Origin of the sequence: Pseudoclavibacter endophyticus (assembly GCF_008831085.1) — a bacterium.
GTDB lineage: Bacteria > Actinomycetota > Actinomycetes > Actinomycetales > Microbacteriaceae > Pseudoclavibacter > Pseudoclavibacter endophyticus.
Genome location: NZ_WBJY01000001.1, coordinates 52718 through 72691 on the forward strand (window position 1 = coordinate 52718; position 19974 = coordinate 72691).

Annotated in this window: 15 protein-coding genes and 1 pseudogene; 11 read left to right on the forward strand and 5 right to left on the reverse strand. The window is 66.3% G+C overall.

Features of this window, described 5'->3' with window-relative positions:
- Positions 1-376: 376 nt before the first annotated feature.
- On the reverse strand, positions 377-2071 hold the full coding sequence (gene dnaA / locus F8O04_RS00235) for a chromosomal replication initiator protein DnaA (RefSeq protein ID WP_404821113.1): 1695 nt from the start codon (positions 2069-2071) through the stop codon (positions 377-379).
- Between the two features lie 326 nt (positions 2072-2397).
- On the opposite strand from dnaA, the gene rpmH reads away from it, so the two are divergent.
- The 8 genes and pseudogenes from rpmH to F8O04_RS00275 all read left to right on the forward strand — a co-directional run bounded on the left by rpmH (position 2398) and on the right by F8O04_RS00275 (position 13066).
- On the forward strand, positions 2398-2535 hold the full coding sequence (gene rpmH / locus F8O04_RS00240; RefSeq protein WP_092565554.1) for a 50S ribosomal protein L34: 138 nt from the start codon (positions 2398-2400) through the stop codon (positions 2533-2535).
- A 17-nt stretch (positions 2536-2552) separates the two neighbouring features.
- Complete coding sequence (locus F8O04_RS00245; protein WP_225734778.1) at positions 2553-2933, forward strand: ribonuclease P protein component; 381 nt, start codon at positions 2553-2555, stop codon at positions 2931-2933.
- 53 nt (positions 2934-2986) lie between these two features.
- Positions 2987-3256 carry a membrane protein insertion efficiency factor YidD gene (gene yidD / locus F8O04_RS00250; RefSeq protein WP_225734779.1) on the forward strand — a complete coding sequence of 90 codons (270 nt, stop codon included), beginning with the start codon at positions 2987-2989 and terminating at the stop codon, positions 3254-3256.
- A gap of 19 nt (positions 3257-3275) precedes the next feature.
- A pseudogene (gene yidC / locus F8O04_RS00255) lies at positions 3276-4220 on the forward strand (membrane protein insertase YidC); the annotation flags it as partial.
- A gap of 525 nt (positions 4221-4745) precedes the next feature.
- Positions 4746-5297 carry a Jag family protein gene (locus F8O04_RS00260; protein WP_158029013.1) on the forward strand — a complete coding sequence of 184 codons (552 nt, stop codon included), beginning with the start codon at positions 4746-4748 and terminating at the stop codon, positions 5295-5297.
- Positions 5298-9944: 4647 nt separating this feature from the next.
- A complete protein-coding gene (gene rsmG / locus F8O04_RS00265; RefSeq protein WP_158029014.1) occupies positions 9945-10643 on the forward strand; it encodes a 16S rRNA (guanine(527)-N(7))-methyltransferase RsmG in 699 nt (232 codons plus the stop codon).
- Positions 10644-10932: 289 nt separating this feature from the next.
- Complete coding sequence (locus tag F8O04_RS00270; RefSeq protein WP_318655862.1) at positions 10933-11835, forward strand: ParA family protein; 903 nt, start codon at positions 10933-10935, stop codon at positions 11833-11835.
- 1 nt (position 11836) lies between these two features.
- Positions 11837-13066 carry a ParB/RepB/Spo0J family partition protein gene (locus F8O04_RS00275; RefSeq protein WP_158027333.1) on the forward strand — a complete coding sequence of 410 codons (1230 nt, stop codon included), beginning with the start codon at positions 11837-11839 and terminating at the stop codon, positions 13064-13066.
- On the opposite strand, the gene F8O04_RS00280 is transcribed toward F8O04_RS00275, so the two are convergent.
- From F8O04_RS00280 to trxB, 4 genes are all read right to left on the reverse strand, one after another.
- A complete protein-coding gene (locus F8O04_RS00280; RefSeq protein WP_158027334.1) occupies positions 13063-14124 on the reverse strand; it encodes a D-alanine--D-alanine ligase family protein in 1062 nt (353 codons plus the stop codon). The two genes, F8O04_RS00275 and F8O04_RS00280, sit on opposite strands and share 4 nt — an antisense overlap.
- A 33-nt stretch (positions 14125-14157) precedes the next feature.
- Entirely contained in the window at positions 14158-15474 is a 1317-nt protein-coding gene (locus F8O04_RS00285) for an aminotransferase-like domain-containing protein (RefSeq protein WP_158027335.1), read from the reverse strand.
- Positions 15475-15669: 195 nt separating this feature from the next.
- On the reverse strand, positions 15670-15990 hold the full coding sequence (gene trxA / locus F8O04_RS14695) for a thioredoxin (RefSeq protein ID WP_188726479.1): 321 nt from the start codon (positions 15988-15990) through the stop codon (positions 15670-15672).
- Positions 15991-16039: 49 nt separating this feature from the next.
- Positions 16040-17143: a thioredoxin-disulfide reductase gene (trxB, locus tag F8O04_RS00295; protein ID WP_158027337.1), complete on the reverse strand. Its 1104-nt coding sequence runs from the start codon at positions 17141-17143 to the stop codon at positions 16040-16042.
- A 190-nt stretch (positions 17144-17333) separates the two neighbouring features.
- Between trxB and F8O04_RS00300 the strand changes: the two genes are divergently transcribed.
- The 3 genes from F8O04_RS00300 (at position 17334) to F8O04_RS00310 (ending at position 19888) form a co-directional block, all read left to right on the forward strand.
- Positions 17334-17633 carry a hypothetical protein gene (locus F8O04_RS00300; RefSeq protein WP_158027338.1) on the forward strand — a complete coding sequence of 100 codons (300 nt, stop codon included), beginning with the start codon at positions 17334-17336 and terminating at the stop codon, positions 17631-17633.
- A 186-nt stretch (positions 17634-17819) separates the two neighbouring features.
- On the forward strand, positions 17820-19031 hold the full coding sequence (gene serA, locus F8O04_RS00305) for a phosphoglycerate dehydrogenase (protein ID WP_158027339.1): 1212 nt from the start codon (positions 17820-17822) through the stop codon (positions 19029-19031).
- The gene (locus F8O04_RS00310) at positions 19028-19888 is read left to right on the forward strand and encodes an HpcH/HpaI aldolase/citrate lyase family protein (RefSeq protein WP_158027340.1); all 861 of its coding nucleotides are present in this window, start codon (positions 19028-19030) and stop codon (positions 19886-19888) included. The genes serA and F8O04_RS00310 overlap by 4 nt, the downstream gene beginning before the upstream one ends.
- The last annotated feature ends 86 nt before the right edge of the window (positions 19889-19974 follow it).

Sequence of the window (19974 nt, forward strand, 5' to 3'; positions counted from 1 at the left end):
TCTTCTTAACAGCTGTGCAAGGTGTGGATAACTCGACGGGGGGCCGACGGGAGTAGGGAACCACACTCGTGGAAGTTGTGTCGTGCGGGTGGACCCGCTGTGGCCTGTTATCCACCGCCGTTCCAGGCGGCATGCGCCGGTGCACACGCTGGGCGACGTTGTCCACATCTTGTCCGGCGCGTCGAGCCGGTTGAGTGCACAAGTTATCCACAGTGTTCCCTTCGGCTTCGGTGACGGCGATCGCTGCACAATGGCGCGTGACGACGCGCGTCCACGAGACGGTGAGGTCGAGGGCATGAGAGCGCGGTGACGGCCTTGCGTTCCCTCGCCCGGGTCGGCGAGGCCGCCGGTTGCGCGCCGCAAGCGCGCGTGACGCTCAGGCGTGCGAGCCGTTGCCGTTCTGCCGTACTCGCGTGGTCAGCTCGGTGACCTGGTTGTACACGTCGCGGCGCTCAGTGATCAGCTTGGTGATCTTGCGGTGCGCATACATGACGGTTGTGTGGTCGCGGCCGCCGAACAGCTGCCCGATCTTGGGGAGCGAGAGATTCGTCATCTCTCGGCACAGGTACATTGCGATCTGGCGGCTCGTGGCGATGGCCTGTGACCGCGACGAGCCGTAGAGGTCGTCTTCGGTGAGTCGAAAGTAGTCGGCCGTGTGTCGGATGATGTCGACCGGAGCGACGACGGTGGGCTCGTCGTCCGCGCTGAGATCGCGAAGGACGCTCGAGACGAGCGCGAGGTCGATCGGTTGGCGATAGAGGTTCGCGTAGGCGGTCACGCGGATGAGTGCGCCTTCGAGCTCACGGATCGATGTGGTGATGCGTGAAGCGATGAACTCGAGCGCGTCGTCCGGCATCGTCAGATCTTCCGCCTGCGCGCGCTTTCGGAGGATTGCGATGCGGGTCTCGAGATCCGGCGACTGCACGTCGGTGATGAGACCCCACTCGAATCGGGAACGCATCCGGTCTTCGAAGCCCGTGAGTCGCTTCGGGGGGACGTCGGAGGTGATGACGACCTGCTTGTTGGCCTCGTGCAGCGTGTTGAACGTGTGGAAGAACGTCTCCTGCGTGGTGTCCTTGCCCTGCAGGAACTGGATGTCGTCGATGAGAAGGATGTCGATCGAACGGTAGCGGGCGTGAAACGCCTGAGCCATGTTGTTGGCGATGGCGTTGATGAAGTCGTTGGTGAACTCTTCGCTCGACACGTATCGAACCCGGATGCCGGGGTACATCGTCTGGGCGTAGTGCCCGATCGCGTGCAACAGGTGGGTCTTGCCGAGCCCGGAGTCGCCGTAGATGAAGAGCGGGTTGTAGGCCCGGGCGGGTGCTTCGGCGACCGCGAACGCCGCAGCGTGGGCGAAGCGGTTCGAGCCCCCGATGACGAAGTTGTCGAACGTGTACTTCGGGTTGAGTCGGGATTCGCCGTCCACGGCGCGGGCGTCGGCGTCGGAGGGGGAGGCGAATGCGGAGACGGGCCTGGATGTGCCGTCGAGCGGCGATCGAGGCGCATGGTCAGGGCCGGGAGTGGAACGGGGGTGGTGATCCGGTCCTGCAGGTGGCGCAACATGCTGACCATGCGCGGCACGCGGGACCGTCGCCTGGCTGTGGTCACCTGGTGTGCGCGGGGCCACATCGCCGCCGAAGTCGGGAGCGTCGGCGTCGAAGCGTGTTGTTTTCGCGTAGCCGGCACGCTCCTCGCGGGCGGGGCGAACGGTGGACTCTGCCGCGCGGGGATGCTCGGCGTCGGGGTTCACCGTGACGGCGAACGACGTCACATCGTCGTTCTCCAGCGCTGCGAGTGCTTCCGTGAGTGGAACCCTCGCGCGCTGCTCGATCATGGAGCGGGTGAGGTCGTTCTGCACTTCGAGATAGATCGTGCCAGCCATGACGCCCTTGGGAACGGCGATGCGTAAGAACCCCTGGAGCGTGGGGGTGATGCGCGTATCGTCGTCGAGCTTCGAGAGGACACCGGCCCAGACCGTCTCAACACTCTCGGGCATGGCGGCGGGCTTCTCTCGGTCGGTGGCTGTCGTGGACTTCGTGGATACGGCCGTGCCGCAGCACCGGGTCATCCGGCTCGGGATGTGCTCCAGCGTACTGAGGAGACCACAGAGTTATCCACATAGGGGTGTGGATAACGAGGCCGTACTGTGCACTACCGGGAGAATTTCGGCACAGTGCGGAGAGCATACGCCGTGACCAGGGGTGCGTCGCAACTGTTTCTGGCCCCTTGGCGCGTCGTGACAGCGATTTCGTGGGCGAGGATCCATACTCTGTCGCCGCACCACAAGAGGTTGACCGGGTCTCCGAAGATGGGTATTCTGTTGCAGTTGTGCCGCATCGGCACCCGATCTCGGACGCGCGGACGGCGCGTTGACCTCAATTCCGGAGTTTTCTCATGTCGAAGCGTACGTTCCAGCCGAACAACCGCCGCCGTGCCAAGGTGCACGGTTTCCGCCTGCGCATGCGCACGCGCGCCGGCCGCGCGATCCTCTCTGCGCGTCGCCGCAAGGGCCGCGCCAAGCTCTCCGCATAAGCAGGTTGCTCGCTCGCGTGCACCGCATCACGAGCGGCGATGACTATCGCTACCTCGTGCGGCGCGGGGCGCGCTATGGCGTTCGCGGTCTCACCGTGAGCGTTGCCGAGGCGAGCGACGCCAGCGCGCCCACGCGTTTCGGATTCATCATCTCGAAGCGGGTGGGCGTTGCTGTTGTCCGGAATCGACTCCGTCGCCGGCTGAAGGCAATCTCGTTTGAACTGCTGGAGGAGAGGCCGCACGGTCTGGACGTCGTCTATCGCGTGCATCCGGAAGCGGCCGCATGGTCGTTCGGCGAGCTTCGTGAATGCGCACGTGCGGGTGTCGGTGGCGCTGTGCGCAAGTTGGAGCGCAGGCCCTCCGACGTGCGGTCCATTTCGCAGGGCCCACGCTCGTGACCGGTCGACCCCGTGTTGACGCGGTCGGGTACGCGGGGCGCACACTGCTGCTGATGCCACGCAACGTCGGCATAGCGCTGCTCGTCGTGTACCGCGCGATCATCTCCCCGCTGTACGGCGACGTGTGCCGCTACCACCCCACCTGTTCCGCGTACTCTTTAAGGGCTGTGCAGGACTTCGGCCTTCTGCACGGTTGCTGGCTGACGGCGAAGCGCCTCGTGCGGTGCGTTCCTTGGGCCCGCGGTGGGATTGACGACGTGCCCGAGGCACCACCTTCCCGCACACGACGAACTCGCCTGGGTTTCGTCGTGGCCGAGCCCTGATCGAAAGGCATCACCCCGCATGGATTTCCTGGACACCATCCTGTGGCCGATCAAGTGGGTCATCGAGCTCATCCTGGTCGCGTTCCACACGCTGTGGACCTGGCTCGGCATGCCGCCAGGCGATGGATGGACGTGGATCTTGTCGCTGGTCGGCCTCGTGATCGTCGTTCGCTCCGCGATGATCCCGTTGATGGTTCGACAGATCAAATCTCAGCGGTCAATGCTCGAGGCGGCACCTGAGATCAAGAAGATCCAGGACAAGTACAAGGGGAAGAAAGACCAGTTCTCGGTCGAGGCGATGCGACGCGAGACCATGGAGGTCTACCAGCGGACCGGGTCCAACCCGATGTCGAGCTGCTGGCCCATGCTCGTGCAGATGCCCATCTTCTTCGCGCTCTTCCGAGTCATCAATCAAGCGCAGAGCGATCAGGCCGGCGTGGGCATGATGAACGCCGAGCTCGCTCACCACTTCGCCAACGCCGACATTTTCGGTGCCCCGCTGAGCGCGACGCTCATCAACAACGAGGGCAACGTGATCGTCGTCGTGATTGCCGTCGTGCTGGTCATCGTGATGACGGCCTCACAGTTCTTCATGCAGCGGCAGATCATGTCGAAGAACGTCTCGCCTGCGACGAAGGAGTCGCCCATGTATCGGCAGCAGCAGATGCTGCTGTACGCGCTGCCGCTTGTCTTCGCGGTCTCGGGCGTCGCCTTCCCGATCGGCCTGATGATGTACTGGACGATCTCCAACTTCTGGACTGTCGGCCAGCAGTGGATCACGATCCGCAACATGCCGACGCCCGGTTCGGAGGCGGCAAAGATCCGCGAGGAGCGGCTGAAGCGGCGGGGGAAGTGGGTCGAGCCGGACGCTGGCGATGACACCTCGTCTGGCAACGGACAGGAACCGACACCATCGACGACGCAGCGTCCCCAGCCCATGTCGAAGGCACGAGCGAAGAAACAAACGCCGGGCTCGGGGAAGAAGCCCGACGCGACCGCCACACCGAGTGCAGCCGGGAAGGACGAAGCTGTCGGCGATGCCGGGTCAAAGGCGACGTCTGGGTCGAACTCGAAGCCGGCGGCCGGCAAGTCCGAGCCCCGCAAGGGGAGTGCGGGTGGACCGGCTTCCGGCAAGGCCGCCTCGGGCAAGGCCGCCTCGGGCAAGGCTGCCTCGGGTACGGGCGCGGGCAAGGCTGCCTCGGGCAAGGGCGGAGCCCGGGAGGCCGGAGGGAACGGGACGGGAACGTCGAATCCCCGTTCCAGCAAGACGAGCGGCCGTGGAGGCAGCACGGGGAACTCGGGTCCGTCAAAGCAGGGTTCCGGACGAACGAAACCATCGGGATCTGACGAATCCGGCGTGAAGCCGGGTTCCGAGTAGCCTGATGCGCGGGAGACTGCCTGTGACTTGGATTCGCACCACAACTGAGGAGTCGTGACAACGATGAGCTTGACCACGGGCGACGAGCACTCGGACGGGGCGCCAGCACCGATGGGGGCATCGAGCGAGGAGCGTGAGCTTCCGGCCGCGTCGGATGTGATCGCCGACAATGAGGTCGACACGGTCGCCCCCGAGCGGTCTGAGGAGGCTCGAGACGAGGGCGATATCGCGGCGGACTTCTTGGAAGAGTTGCTCGACATCAGCGATATCGACGGTGACCTCGAGATCGAAGAGCGCGATGGCCGCATGTACATCTCCGTGACCGCTGACGGTTCGGCAAGCCTCGACCGTTTGGCGAATCCTGAGGCGGTCGAGGCATTGCAGCAGGTGACCCGTCTCGCCGTGCAGGCGGAGACCGGCGAGTTCTCTCGCCTAATCCTCGACATCGGTGGGTCACGAGACGCACGGAAGCGCGAGTTGGCCGGTCTGGTGGACCGGGCGATCGAGCGCCTTGAGGACGGAGCAGGTTCGGCGGCGCTTCCACCGATGTCCTCGTATGAGCGCAAGGTGGTGCATGACATCGCGGCCGAACGCGGGTACGTCTCCGAGTCGGAGGGCGAGGGGCGCGATCGCCATACCGTCATCCGGCCAGCGGTATCGTAGGTCGGCCGCTACCACACGGAGCGGGCATAGTGCTGCGCGAAGATTCCTTCGAGACTCATCCCGCCATGTTTTCGCTATCGGCGGTTGCCTCGCGGGCGAGGCCACGGCGCGCGCTCCCCTGAGATTCTGGGCGGCGCGACACGTGGAGCCATGTGCGGTGAAGTGGTTTCGGTCGGCTCGTGATGCTCTCCGCCGACTCTCTTCACGGAAAATCCCTCGTTAGGCGTCAATTTTCGGTGCGATCGTCCCTCGAATGCCATCTCACGACATGTGCGGCTGGCTCGTTGGTGGTTCGTTCAGGTGGAGTCCGCCGGAGCCGGCGGGTGGTCGACTTCAAGTGCGGAAGTGGCCCGGTCCACACGCCCGTTATTTTCCCTGTGCGATCGTGAGGTCGCCGCGCACTCGAATATTCGTTCGCTACTTCGTGACGTGTGGCACTGTCACCCATACGCTCCTCGATAGCGCGGGTCAGAGAGGTGCGGCTCTGCTGCGTCAGCCGGCAGCCGGTCCATGGTGGCGGTGCGCGTGAAGGCCCATGGACTTCGTGACCTTCAAGGAGTGAATGCGTCGAGGTTTGGTGGACGCCGCGGGCGCGACTGAGGATCACGGCCTGAGGTTCCACGTGGAACGCCCGGTGTTTCACCTGCACCCGCTGAGCGTTCCACGTGGAACGGCTGCAGGTCAGATGTGTCTCGCGAGGGCGAAGTTCTCTGGAGGTGGCCGCCGCATCCACCGTTCGGTCGTGTTTGCCACATCAAGATGTGGGCGCCGACGTGGCCGACGGTGTAGCCCACGGACTCGTGCGGGGAAGCGTCGTTGGCCTGCCCGCCGCCCCTTCGGCGCCTATGCTGGCGAGGCAGCTGAAGCCAGTGGCGTTGTCCACCGTTGTCGTGGCCCTGTCGTGTGTTCTCAGTGGATGCCCGGGGCGACGCTGGCGCGACCGAGCCCGGCCGAGGAGCCACTGACGTCATGTCACACCGACGGGCTGGGAAGCACACGGCAGTACGGACGACGGTACTGGCGGGTTCAGAGCGTCGACGTCAGTGTCCGCGGTTGCGTGCTGGTGGTCTGTGCGTTGCCCTCGCTGTTGGCGTCGAGTCGCCTTCTCCGGCCTGCCGCGCGGCCCGCTCCCGAGGCCCTGCGCGCGGCGGCTGAGCCGATTCCTTGATTGATCGGATTGCTCCTTCGTGTGGCCACTCCGGGCGGCCTTCGTCGTCGTGCGAGTTTGGGCCGGTCGCTCCGGGCGGCCCCGCGGGGATCGGGCCCCGCTGGTGTTTCACGTGAAACCGGCACTGTGGGCGCTCATTGCCCACGCGGGCTTCCCAGACTGGGCCGTTCGGGGCGGTGGGCAGGCGCTCCGCCGAGTCAGCGGCACGGGGTTCATTGCGGCAGCGTGGACGGGACGAGCTCGGAGGGCTCCCTCTTCGTGCAGGAGCCCTCCGAGCACACCTTTCCCCTGTCCGTGCGAAGCGTCACGTGGTTCTCCTCCCCCAATGACCGGCGGTGTCAGTGCGAACGAATCCGCCCTTCAGTGGGCGGCGCGCTGCAATGCAAGGCCGTATTGGGGTGGGTCGGCACGAGGACACTCGGATACGTTCCGCCCGACACTGCGGAGACGGAGCAAACACCTGCTCGGTTGGTGATCCTCTGCTCCCGCGTCCTCGCGAACCGGACGACCGGTCGAACGGGGTCTGGTCGATGCACGGCGAGTGGTCCATCGTCCTCTTGGCTCGGGACGTGATCACTGACCGCTCCCAACTCCTGGATCGGTCGTGTGGTTGCCTGCTTCGCCCGTCCAGTCTTGCCTGCGAACTCGAATCGGTGATGACGGGCCGCGCAAATGGTGAAGTTCAGATCGTCGGTTCCTTGGTCAGCGCTCCCGAGGCCGGATCACCTAGGAAGGGATGGGATTTCGCCGGAATGACGGATGGGAGGGCTCCGGCTGGTGACGGTGTTTCACGTGAAACGGTGGCAACGGGGACTGTTGTAACTCAGTAGCTGCCGGGCAGGCCAGTTATTGCGACGGCCCGGAGTGATGGGAGCAGCGACCACGCGGCACCTGCGGGTGGGGTGGGAGATATGGGCCCATCCCGCCTCCGAACCGAGGACGCACCTGCTGTTTCCGGTACACGGGTTGCTCTTGGTGCGAGCGGGCGTGACCGAACTGGCCAAGGGCAAGCCAGGACGACGATCGCGGACGATTTTGGTGGACGGGAGCTGAGGGATGGGATGAGCCTCCTCCTGTCCGTTCTCAGTCTTGGCTGGGTCAGGCTTGCACGTTCGCTCCCCCGGGGAGGCCTGTGGTCGAGGTGAACGAACGTATGGGGCCGACTGCTGTCGACGGGCGCCGGGCATGCATGCTGTCAGGGCGATCGAATGGCGGGGAGCTTGCGTTTGGGTTTCCCGGTTCCGGACCGTTCTCAGTCATGCCACCTGGCTCGGGTTGCTGTGCCGCGGTTGATCAGGCGGGGTGCTCCACCGCACCCAAGTCTCACCCTGGGCGACTTTGCGGGCAGTGAGAGCCGGAGGGAGTATAGGTGTGTGGGTTTCGGGCTGTCAAGACGTCACGCACGTGTCTCTTATGGGGAGGATGTTCAGCGATTGATGGACGCATGCGGTGTCGATCACTGGCCAGGTGACGTTGAGAGATTCCCTGTCTTCGGGGCCGCGTTAAGGCGTTTCACGTGAAACATGCACCCGCGGGACCTGTGACATATCCACAGGCGCGCCGCTGTTGTGAATATCCATGCAATGTGAACGGGAGGGACGTCGCTTTCTCAACGTGAGGAGGAGTCTTTGAGAAAATGCAGGTCAAGGTGTGGTTTCGGGGAACTGGCGAGGTAAACGGACGGTGACTCGCCGTAGGTGCGTGGTCGCGAAGAATCGGCGCCTGTGGAGAGATGTGGATAACTTCGAGGCGAGTGAGGAGGCTCTTGGTGGCAAGTCTGGCGGAGGTCGCCCGCACGCAATCCCGTGGGCGAGTCGCTCCTCCGGAGATGCCTCGTCGCGCCGCCGCCTCGGGCGATGACAACGGATACAACGCCCGCCTTGGGCTATTCCCTCATGCGTCTCCCTCAGCCTCTCTTCTTTCTCCGCCACTGCGTCTCCAACTCTGGCCCTCTGCCTGCCCCCGCCTCGGCGGACCTATCGTCGTGATCCGGCGACTGCATGAAGGCGTGTGGGTATGGAGAGGTCGGGGACACAGGTTGTTTCACGTGAAACGTAACGTGCCGCGTTTTCTGGGGAGGAGAACGACGCCAGCGGAGTGACCGGCATGACGTCACTGGCACCAGACGGCGCGCGCTCCGCAACGATGCGCATTGCAACGATGCGCAGTACATCGTCTCCCAGGTCGCTGCCGCCCAGTTGCCGCGAAGCCGAGCAAAAACGACCACGGCGGACCATCACCTGGGCGGATTCCGCCGCGGGTTCGGGGCAGGCAGGTGCTCCCTCTCCGGCGCATCGGCGTATTCTCCATCGGACTGTAGCGGCCGGTTTCGCTGGACATGGGGCTGTGGCTGTGGGTGCGGCGCCGTGGTGCCTCGGACGACGGGAGACGGCAGAGCCAATCGATTCCTACGTGCGTGATCGACGATGTTGGACTGGGGTGGCGTCCACGTTCCACGTGAAACATTCAGCGTGGCGAATGGTGAACGTGGCGTCGGTTCCGGAGGCATTACGCATCGTGATGGAATGCCGGCGTGCCCTCATCGTGCACTCATTCCACGGACGAGTGTGAGAGTGCGCCACGGATTGCGTTAGCCGCTGGGGGTGAACGGTGGGACGGTCAGGTATCAGGATCCCGGAGGACCAGGTTCCAGCATCATCTCCAACGGGGCGGGATGCCGGCTGGTTGCGGTCTGAAGCCGTGCGGCTCGTGCCTGTGAGGTGTCATGCCGATCAAAAAGTGAGCCAACGACAATGCGATCGCCCTCCTGAGCGAGGCCGCGGTGGAGCACAGCTCTTGAAGTGGCGCGCGCTGGGGGTGACCCTGGTCCTTGGTCCGCGTGGAGCGTCTGGTCCGCAGGGGTGGCGAGCGCGCCGTTCAATCGACGAGCGATCGACAATTCGCTGCCCTCTATGCGACGGGTCAGGGTACCTCGGCGCGAGGGCCGCCAACAGCACGAGGAGGCCGCGTACGAGAAGTTCGCGCGGGTGTTCCACGTGAAACGGGAGCGAGCCGCTTCGTGCCACGATGCGAGGGAACGCGACTCGCACAGTGCTGGTCTATCGCCGCGTCGAAGCCGCGAGGGTATCAACGTGCTTCACGCACTGCTCGAGCTGTGTGAACGGCGGGGTCGAATGGCTCGGCTGTGGGTGTCCAGTCGGCGGTGCGTCGGGTCGGTCGTGTCCGGTCATCGTGGACATTGTGCTCGAGGAGGCCGAGCCACGACGGTCCGGCCACGACGGTGGCCCGCCTCGACGGCCCCCAGATTCGATGGCGTCGCGTAGGGCCGCGCGGCGAATGACGCGGTCCCACCCCTCGCTGACGCGACGCTCCCACGGACGCGACCCCTCGACCCCTACGTCCTGACGGGAAGTGACAGTGGCGTGCCGTTCAGCGTGCCGGTGGGGCGCGTTGCCGCGCCGGATACGGTGCGCGGGAGGATGTTGCACGTGAAACACTTGGAAAGGAGGACAGTCGATATGAGCAATCACGAATCATCTGGCGCGGGAAAGCAACCGTTCGCCGTGGAAGCCGAACCGCCGATCGCAGCGCAGCTCTTTGGCGACAACATCGTTCAGGCTCGGCGGTTCGCCGCCGACCTCGCTGAGGACGGCGAGCTTCGGGGACTGATTGGACCATCGGAGTATCCCCGGCTCTGGACGCGACACATCGTCAACTCCGTACTTCTCGCTCCACTCCTCAGAGAGTCGGTCGCCGATGTCGGGTCAGGTGCCGGTCTCCCAGGAATCCCACTCGCGATCGCGAGGCCGGATGTGGCATTCACGCTGATCGAGCCGATGGAACGCCGGACAACGTGGCTCAATGACGTCGTGGAGCGGCTGGCGCTGAAGAACGTCACCATCCTCCGAGCGCGTGCGGAAGACGTCCATGACGACGTCGCGGTCCAGCAGGTGACTGCCCGCGCGGTATCCGCCATGTCCAAATTGATACCGCTGACGGCCCCGTTGGCGGTCGCGGGCGGGGAGCTACTCCTCTTGAAGGGGCGCGCCGCCGAGACGGAGATCGACAAGGCATCCAAGGTGATTCGCAAGTATCGACTGAGCGAAGTCCGGGTCGAGGAACTCGGCGAAGGACTCGACACCGAGCCAACTCGGGTCGTCCGGGCGCTGGTCGACGCGGAGGTCGGGGCCAGCCAAGACCTCACCGAGGATCGCTGAAGAAGGCGACTGCGGGCGACTCCGATTGCCCGCGTTCCACGTGAAACGCCAGCCTCAGCAATGAAGACCGCTGCCGGTCTGGCTGCGCGATGCGGACGTTGTCGGCGCGCCGCGCATCGCCCATGTAGGAGGCCGCCCGTGGCATCATTGACCCACCGCGTCGCGATGGTGCGTCGTCGGGGGCCTGCGGGAAAGCCGCCCGCAGGGAACATCCACAGCGAAGCTGTACTCGGCGCGCTGGGGCCGAAGATCAGGCAGAATGGGTGTTCAACGGCCGGAAAGGACTTGCGTGTCATCGGACAGTACTCGTACGGACAGCATTGAGGATTCGCCAATCGCGCGCGAGCTCTCGCAGCTGACCGATCGCAAGAAACGCCTGGTCAATGCGGAGTTCCCGCTTCCCGCGGAGACCCGAATCTTCACCATCTCCAATCAGAAGGGGGGAGTCGGGAAGACGACCACCACGGTCAACGTCGCGGCAGCGATGGCCACAATGGGCGCGCGAGTGCTCGTCATCGACCTGGACCCCCAGGGCAATGCCTCCACGGCGCTCGGTATTGATCACCGCGGTGACGTCGCAGGAATCTACGAAGCAATCCTCGATGATCAACCGATCTCCGAACTGATCTCCGAAAGCCCAGATGTCCCGGGGCTGTGGGGCGTTCCGGCCACGCTTGACCTTGCGGGCGCGGAGGTCGAGCTCGTGAACGTCGATCACCGCGAGTACCGGTTGCGGCGTGCCATCGCGGCCCTTCTGGTCGATGAGTCAGTCGACCGTTTCGACTACATCTTCATCGACTGCCCGCCGTCACTGGGTCTCCTCACCGTCAACGCGTTCGTCGCCGCGCGCGAGGTGCTGATCCCAATCCAGTGTGAGTACTACGCGCTCGAGGGGCTGAGTCAGCTCATCTCGAACGTGAACCGGCTCTCGGAGCACCTCAACCCCGATTTACGGCTCACCACGATCCTGTTGACCATGTACGACGGCCGCACCAACCTCTCGCAGCAGGTCGCGGCCGAAGTGCGAAAGCACTTCTCGGCAGAAACGCTGGGCGCCGTGATTCCGCGCTCGATCCGCGTCTCCGAGGCACCGAGCTACGGTCAAACGGTCATCAGCTACGACCCCAATTCCTCGGGAGCCATCTCGTATCGCGAGGCCGCGCTCGAGATCGGCACGAGAGGAGCACGCTGACATGGCGGCGAAGAAGCGTACGGGTCTCGGTCGCGGGATCAGCTCGCTCATCCCATCGGGGACGGAGTCGAAAGAACGGCCGGTCGACGTGTTCTTCGGCAGCGCAACTGCCCAGGAGGCGACGAGTGTGCCCGAAAGCGACGCCGCCCAGGCGGGAGACGGGCGTGCTTCGGCGCCGGCCACGGCGGCCACGGCCGACTCTCCCGTCGACGGGTCCGGACGCGCCGCGCAGGGAGCAAACGCCGGTCTGGGCAACGCTGGGACAGCCGTGCCGGAGACCGGCATGCCCGTGACGGGCGCCCCCGAGACCGGGGCTGCCGTGCAGCCCAATGCCGCGAGCGAAGACGAGCGCCTTGTCCCGACGCCCGGAGCGAGGTTGGTGTACCTCCCGCCGGCGAGCATCGTGCCGAACGCGTGGCAGCCGCGACGCGAATTCGATCAGGAGGCCCTCGAGGAGCTTACGCACTCGGTACGGGAGTTCGGCGTCTTGCAGCCCATCATCGTTCGTCCGATCCCCGACGACCACCCGCTCGTCGGGGAAGCCGAGTACGAGCTCATCATGGGCGAGCGACGACTCCGAGCGACGAAGGCTGCGGGACTCGACCGTATCCCGGCGATCCTCAAAGAGACGCCGAACGACGACATGCTTCGCGACGCGTTGCTCGAGAACCTGCACCGCAGCGAACTGAACCCCCTCGAAGAGGCGAGTGCGTATCAGCAGCTCCTCGATGACTTCGGCATCACGCAGGAGGAGCTCGCGCGGCGCATCGGGCGATCACGACCGCAGATCAGCAACACCATGCGGCTGCTGAAGCTGCCGATCGACGTGCAGCGGCGAGTCGCCGCCGGAGTGCTCTCGGCTGGGCACGCGCGCGCGATCCTCAGCGCCGGTGAGCCCGCCGCGATGACGCAACTGGCCGACAAGATCGTCAATGAAGATCTGTCAGTCCGCGCGGCGGAGGCCGCCGCCGGCAAGTCAGGCTCGCGCTCGACGACGGCGGGTACGAAGCCTCAAGCAGGAGGACTGACCGGGTACCTCGACGAGGTCAGCGAGCGGCTCGGCGATCGCCTGAATACTCGCGTGAAAGTGACGCTGCGTCGCACAAAAGGGCAGATCGTCGTCGACTTCGCATCGGTCGCCGATCTGAACCGCATCCTTGTGGAACTCGGAGACGACCCCGCGGGCGGCCCGCGCACGGAGGCGGAGCCGGCGCCCCCGACCCGGCGCTAGCGATCGGGCGCCCCGGTACTCCCCGGAACGCCGCCCTCCAACGCCGCGGCAGCATCCACCGCTGCCGTCGATGCCGGCTCTGTGGTCTCGGTGTTCTGCTCAACGTGACCCCGCGTCGCCGCGGCGCGCACGAGATCGGCGTAGACCGCTGTCAGGTCGAGACCGGCCGCCTCGATACCGAGGGGAACGATCGACGTCTCGGTGAGACCGGGAATGGGGTCAGCCTCGATGAACCACGGCTCGCCGGCATCGTCGACGATCATGTCGACGCGTGCCAGATCGCGCAGGCCGATGGTTTCGTACGCAGAACGGGCCATCGCGGCGACCTTTGTGGCGACGTCCTCGTCGAGCCGGGCCGGCGCGTAGTACGTCGTCTCGCCGGCGTTGTACCGGGCGCCATAGTCGAACACGCCACCGTTCGGGACGACCTCGACCGCGGGAATCGCAAACGGTCCCTCACCGCGGTCGACGACGCCGACCATGACCTCCGTGCCTTCGATCTTGCGCTCGATCAGCGCGGTGTCGAAATAGGTCAACGCCGTCACGAGCGCCCCGCGGAAGTCGTCAAGGGTCTCGACGAACGACACCCCCTGTGCTGAACCGCCCTCGAGCGGCTTGACGACGGCCGGGAGCGTCAGGCCGGCGCCGATCGCGTCGATGACCGAGGATGCTCCCAGCTCACGGAAGACCGTGTTCGGGAGGACGATCGACTCCGGCGAGCGGAGTCCTGCGCGTTTCGCCATCACCTTGGCGGCACCCTTGTCCCACGCCAGCCTCGCCCCGCCGGGCTTGGCTCCGACGTAGGGCAGTCGGATCGCGCGGAGGAGCGAGTACAACGCACCATCCTCGCCGCTCGCGCCGTGCAGTACCGGCCAGACCACATCGGGGCGCGAATCGGCGAGGTGGCCGAGGAGGCCGGCATCCGGGTCGATGAGTTCGACCCTCATGCCGGCCCGTTGCAGCGCGTCGGTGACACGACGTCCCGACCGCAACGACACATCGCGTTCGTGCGAAATGCCGCCGGCGAGGACCACCACGTGCAGGTTCTGCTTGCTCACGGTCTGGGGCTCCTTCGTCGTCACGGTGCGGGGTCAGCTGATGTCGGGCGGCGGCATTGTCACGCGGTCTTCGCCGCGGCTGCGGGCCGCCGTACCGAACGTTTCGAGGAGCTCGAGCTCGCCGTTGATCACGTTCGCCAGGCGGCGAACGCCGAGGCGGATGCGATCGGGCGTGGGGTAGCAGAACGAGAGCCGGATCTCCTGCTGCCCGCGGCCATCCGCATAGAACGCCGTGCCCGGCGTGTAGGCGACGAGCTCGGTGACCGCCCGCGGCAGCATCTCCTTCGAGTCGAGCTCGGGCGTGAGCCGGAGCCAGGTGAAGAACCCGCCGTCCGGGCTCGTCCACGACAGCTGGGGAAGGTGCTCGCGGAGCGCCTGGTCCATGGCATCCCGGCGCTCTTTGTACACCGCTCGGAAACCGGCGATCTGCTGCTGCCAGTCGCTCTGCCGGAGGTACTCCGTCACAACCCACTGATTGAACGTGGACGGCGAGAGGATCGACGATTCGACCGCCAATATGAGCTTCTCTCGAATGGCGTGTGGCGCAAGGGCCCAGCCGACACGGAGACCGGGCGAGAGGATCTTTGAGAACGAGCCCAGGTAGATCACGTGCTCGGCGTCGAGCGACCGGATCGCGGGCGGTGCGGGCTCGCCGAAGTAGAGCAGCCCATACGGGTTGTCCTCGAGGATGAGGATGTGCTCGCGCTTGCAAATCTCGAGCACGCGGGCCCGTCGCTCGAGCGACATGGTGACGGCGGCAGGATTGTTGAAGTTTGGAATCGTGTAGAGGAACTTCAGCGTCTTGCCCTCCGCCCGCAGACGGGCGATGGACTGCTCGAGCGCTTCCGGGATGAGCCCGTCGTCGTCGAGGTCGACGTGCACGATCTGCGCCTGATAGCTGCGGAACGTGCCGATGGCGCCCACATAGCTCGGCGACTCGGCGAGCACGACATCGCCGGGGTCGAGGAAGAGTTTGGCGACGAGATCAAGGGCGTGCTGCGAGCCGGTCGTCGTCACGATGTCGTCCGGCGAGGCGTCGACGATGCCCTCGAGCGCCATGATTTGCAGGATCTGCTCACGCACCTCGGGGATGCCCTGCCCACCGCCGTACTGCAGGGCTTCGCTGCCGTGCTCGCGCATCATGGCCCGGAACGCCGAGTCGATGAGCTCCTCCGGCAGCGCCTTGACGTACGGCATGCCCCCGGCGAGCGAGACGACCTCGGGGCGCGATGCCACCGCGAACAGTGCCCGGACCTCGCTCGCCGCGAGGCCCGCGGTACGTTCCGCGTAGCTCGAGTACCAGGGATCGAACGTGCGGCCGGTCTGTGGGCCGCGCTCTCCGGATGTCACGTGGGGTCCTCCGTGTCGTCGAAATGCCAGGGTACGCCGACTGAGGGCGCGGTGTTCGCTGCCGGGACAACTACGAAGCCCGATGCCGCGGGTACGGCACCGGGCTTCGGTGGGTGATCTGTGCCGGCCACGCCCGCGACCCGACGGTGTCGGCGACCGGGGCGCGCACGCGCGCGGACCTCGAGGAACGCGGGCCTAGAGGAACGCGGCGAGCTCCTTCTCAATGACGGCCTTCGGGCGGGCCCCGACGAACTCGGTCACCTGCTCGCCGCCCTTGAAGACCTTCATGGCCGGAATCGAGGTGATGCCGTACTCCATGGCGAGCTGCTGTTCGGCATCCACGTCGACCTTGACGATCTTGAGGTTGTCGTGCTCGCCGGCCAGCTGGTCGAGCACGGGCGCGACCTGGCGGCAGGGGCCGCACCAGGCGGCCCAGAAGTCGACGAGAACGACCTTATCGGGCTCGTTGATCTCGTCTTTGAACGTGGCGGCGGTGGCGTTGACGGCGTTGCTCACGGTGTTCTCCGTTCGTGGGTGGGACAGACAGGGGTGGATGTTCTGGGCGTTAGCGCTGCCCGCCGACGCCGGGGACCTCGATGGCCTCGAAGGCGAACGCGGGTGCGTTCGCGGGCTCGCCGATCTGCGGCGTGGACGACTCGACGGTGGCGCCCTCAGGGCCGACCGCCGCGTCATCGTCAGCGGCCGTGTCGACGACCTCGAGCTCGCCGACCCTCGCGAGGAGCTCGGCGGGGGCGGAGGCGAGGTAGTGCTCGGCGTCGATGGCCGCGATGCAGCCGGTACCAGCCGCCGTGACGGCCTGGCGGTACGTGGGGTCGATGACGTCGCCGCAGGCGAAGACGCCGGGAAGGCTCGTGCGCGACGACCGGCCTTCGACGGCGATGGTGCCCTCCGGCGTGATCGCCACCTGTTCGCGCACGAGGTCGATGCGGGGATCGTTGCCGATCGCGATGAAGACGCCCGTGACATCCAGCTGCGATTCCTCGCCAGTACGCGTGTCCCGCAGGCGCAGCGACGAGACCTTGTCTTCGCCGATGATCTCTTCCACGGTCGCGAACGGGTGCCAGTCGATCTTGGGATTGGCCTTCGCACGTTCGAGCATGATCGTCGATGCCCGGTAGTTGTCGGACCGGTGGATGATCGTCACCCGGTCTGCGAAGCGGGTCAGGAACGTCGCCTCCTCCATCGCCGAGTCGCCGCCGCCCACGACGGCGATGTGCTGCTCCCGGAAGAACGCGCCGTCACAGGTGGCGCACCAGCTGACGCCGTGGCCCGACAGGCGGTCCTCCGAATCGAGCCCGAGGCGCCGGTACGCCGAACCGGTTGCGAGAATGACGGCGATCGCTTCGAATTCGCCCGAGTAGCTCGTGACAACGCGCTTGACGTCGCCGTCGAGGTGGAGCTCGGTGACGTCGTCGTAGACGAGCTCGGCGCCGAACCGCTCCGCCTGCTCCTGCAGCTTGGTCATGAGATCGGGGCCCATGATCCCTTCGGGGAAGCCGGGGAAGTTCTCGACATCGGTCGTGTTCATGAGCTCGCCGCCCACCTCGACGCTCGAAGTGATGACGACCGGCTTCAGCCCGGCCCGCGCCGCGTAGATGGCGGCCGTATAGCCGGCGGGGCCAGACCCCACGATGACGACGTTTCGCATTGATCCTCCAGCAGATCGGTACGTGGGCGACAACGACTCGAGCCTATGTGGTATTCCCACCGGCGTCGCGTGAGGGGCCCCACCGCTTTCGAGGGGCGGAAAGCCGACTTCTGCGCGTGGCCTCGGGCTCGGTGGCGTCCGGCAACCGGATGCTGGAGGTGCGCACCTCGCCTGCCCTACGCTTCGAGCCATGACAACAACGCAGTTGCGCCGGTACGTGGTGAAGCCAGAACTGTTCGACGAGTTCGTCGAGTGGTTCACGACGAGGCTGACGCCGGTCCGCGAGGCTGCCGGGTTCACCGTCGCTTTCGCCGCGGCGAACCGCGAGCGCTCGGAGTTCGTGTGGGCCGTGTCGGTCGATGGCGACCGCGACCGGTTCGACGCGATCGACGCCGCGTACGCGGCCTCACCCGAGCGCGCGGCGGCTTTCGAGGGCGTGCCCCAGTTCGCGAACGACATGCAGCTCGACTTCGTCGAACGCCTGAAGTAGGCCGGGCGGGTGAAGGGGTGAGAAAGCGGGAGGTCGTCGCGCCGGCGGCTGCGGCCATCGGCGCGTTCGAGCTCCTGGTCACGGTGCTCGGCTCCGATTCCCGTTCATCAATGCGGCCATGGGGTCCTGAGCCAGTGCGACCGGGGCCGTCACGGGGCAGGTGCGCGGCCCCATAGACTTGGGCGAGTGAAAGCCCTGCTGCTCGAGAACATCCACTCCGACGCCGAAGCCCTGCTTCGGTCTCGCGGCTTCGAGATCGAGACCCGCAAGGGTGCCCTCGACACCGCAGAACTGATCGAGGCGCTCGACGGGGTCTCGGTACTCGGGATTCGCTCGAAGACCCAGCTCACCCGCGAGGTCTTCGAGGGAGCCCCCGGCCTCGCCGCGGTCGGAGCGTTCAGTATCGGTACGAATCAGATCGACCTCGCGGCCGCCAGCGACCACGCCGTCGCGTGCTTCAACGCGCCGTACTCGAACACACGCAGCGTCGTCGAGCTCGCCATCGGCGAGATCATCATGATGGCGCGCCGGCTGAGCGAGAAGAACGCCGCGCTGCACGACGGCATCTGGGACAAGTCGGCGACGGGCGCCCACGAGGTGCGCGGCCGCACCCTCGGCATCGTCGGCTACGGCAACATCGGCTCGCAGCTGTCGGTCGTCGCCGAGTCGCTCGGCATGCGCGTGTACTTCTACGACATCGTCGACCGCCTCGTGCTCGGCAACGCGCAGCGATGCAACTCGCTCGAGGAGCTGCTCGAGACGGTCGAGACCGTCACGCTCCACGTCGACGGACGCGCCTCGAACACGGGCATGTTCGGCGCCGAGCAGTTCGCCAAGATGCGGCCGCGCTCGCTCTTCCTCAACCTGAGCCGCGGGCACCTCGTCGATCTCGACGCGCTCGCCGATGCGCTCCGCTCCGGCCACATCGCGGGCGCCGCGGTCGACGTCTTCCCGCACGAGCCCAAGAAGCAGGGCGACCCCTTCACCAATGTCCTGCAGGGCATCCCGAACGTGATCCTGACGCCGCACATCGGTGGCTCAACGGCCGAAGCGCAGAAGGACATCGGCCACTTCGTCGCCGGCAAGCTCGCCGACTACATGGGTGCGGGATCGACCAACCTGTCGGTGAACTTCCCGACCGTGCAGCTCGAGCCCGTCGAACACGGCGTTCGCCTGCTGCACCTCAACCAGAACGTGCCCGGCGTGCTCGTGAAGGTCAACGCGGTGTTCGGGAGCAAGGGCGTCAACATCGACGCGCAGCAGTACGTCACGCGCGACCACCTCGGCTACGCGGTCACCGACGTCTCGGGGCTGACCCGAAGCGTCGTCCGCGAGATCCTCGCGCTGCCCGAGACCATTCGTCTCTCGACGATCGGAACCGTCGAGGAGGATGCATGAACCCCGCTATCGCCCACGCCACGTCGGTGCCGGGCCATTCGGTACCGGCGGCCGACGCGCGTTCCTGGCTGCTCGTTCCGGGCACGAAGCCGGAGCGGTTCGCGCCGGCGACCGAGTCGCGTGCCGACGCCGTGCTGATCGATATTGAGGATGCGGTCGACACGTCGCGCAAGCCCCAGGCGCGGCAGGATGCCGTCGACTTCCTCGAGACTGGCTCGGCGTGGGTGCGCGTCAACGACTGCACGACCGAGTTCTGGGCTGATGATCTCGAGGCGCTCGCGGATGCGCGGGGCCTTCGCGGCGTCATGCTCGCCAAGGCGGAGACACCCGAGCAGGTGGTGAACACGTTCCACCGCCTCGGGGGGCGCGTGCCCGTCGTGCCGCTCGTCGAGTCGGCCCGAGGTCTCGAGGCCGCCGGCGCGATCGCCAAGGCCGAAGGGGCGTTCCGCCTCGCCTTCGGATCGGGCGATTTCCGCCGCGACACGGGCATGTGGGCGTCGCGCGAGGCGATGGCCTACGCGCGCTCCCGCCTCACGGTCGCGTCCCGCGCCGCAGGGCTGCCGGGCGCGATCGACGGCCCGACGACCGACGAGAGTTTGCGCACGCTGCGCGAGCAGTCGGAGTGGACCCTCGAGCACGGCATGACGGGCAAGCTGGCGCTGCGCGTCGAGCAGTGCGCCGTCATCAACGAGGTGATCTGCCCGCAGGCGAGCGACGTGCTCTGGGCGCAGTCGTTCCTGGAGGAGTTCGAGGCCGCCGGCGGCCAGATCCGCGACGGCTCCGATCCGCCTCGGCTCGGTCGCGCGCGTAAGATCCTGCGGCTGGCCGACGCCTTCGGGCTGCTCGTCGAGGCGTAGCGGGTCGCACCAGGGAGTCATCAGAGGGCAGGGTCGTCCCACGGCCCCGCTCGCGAGGCCGGGTGCCGGTTACCAGGCCGGGTGTC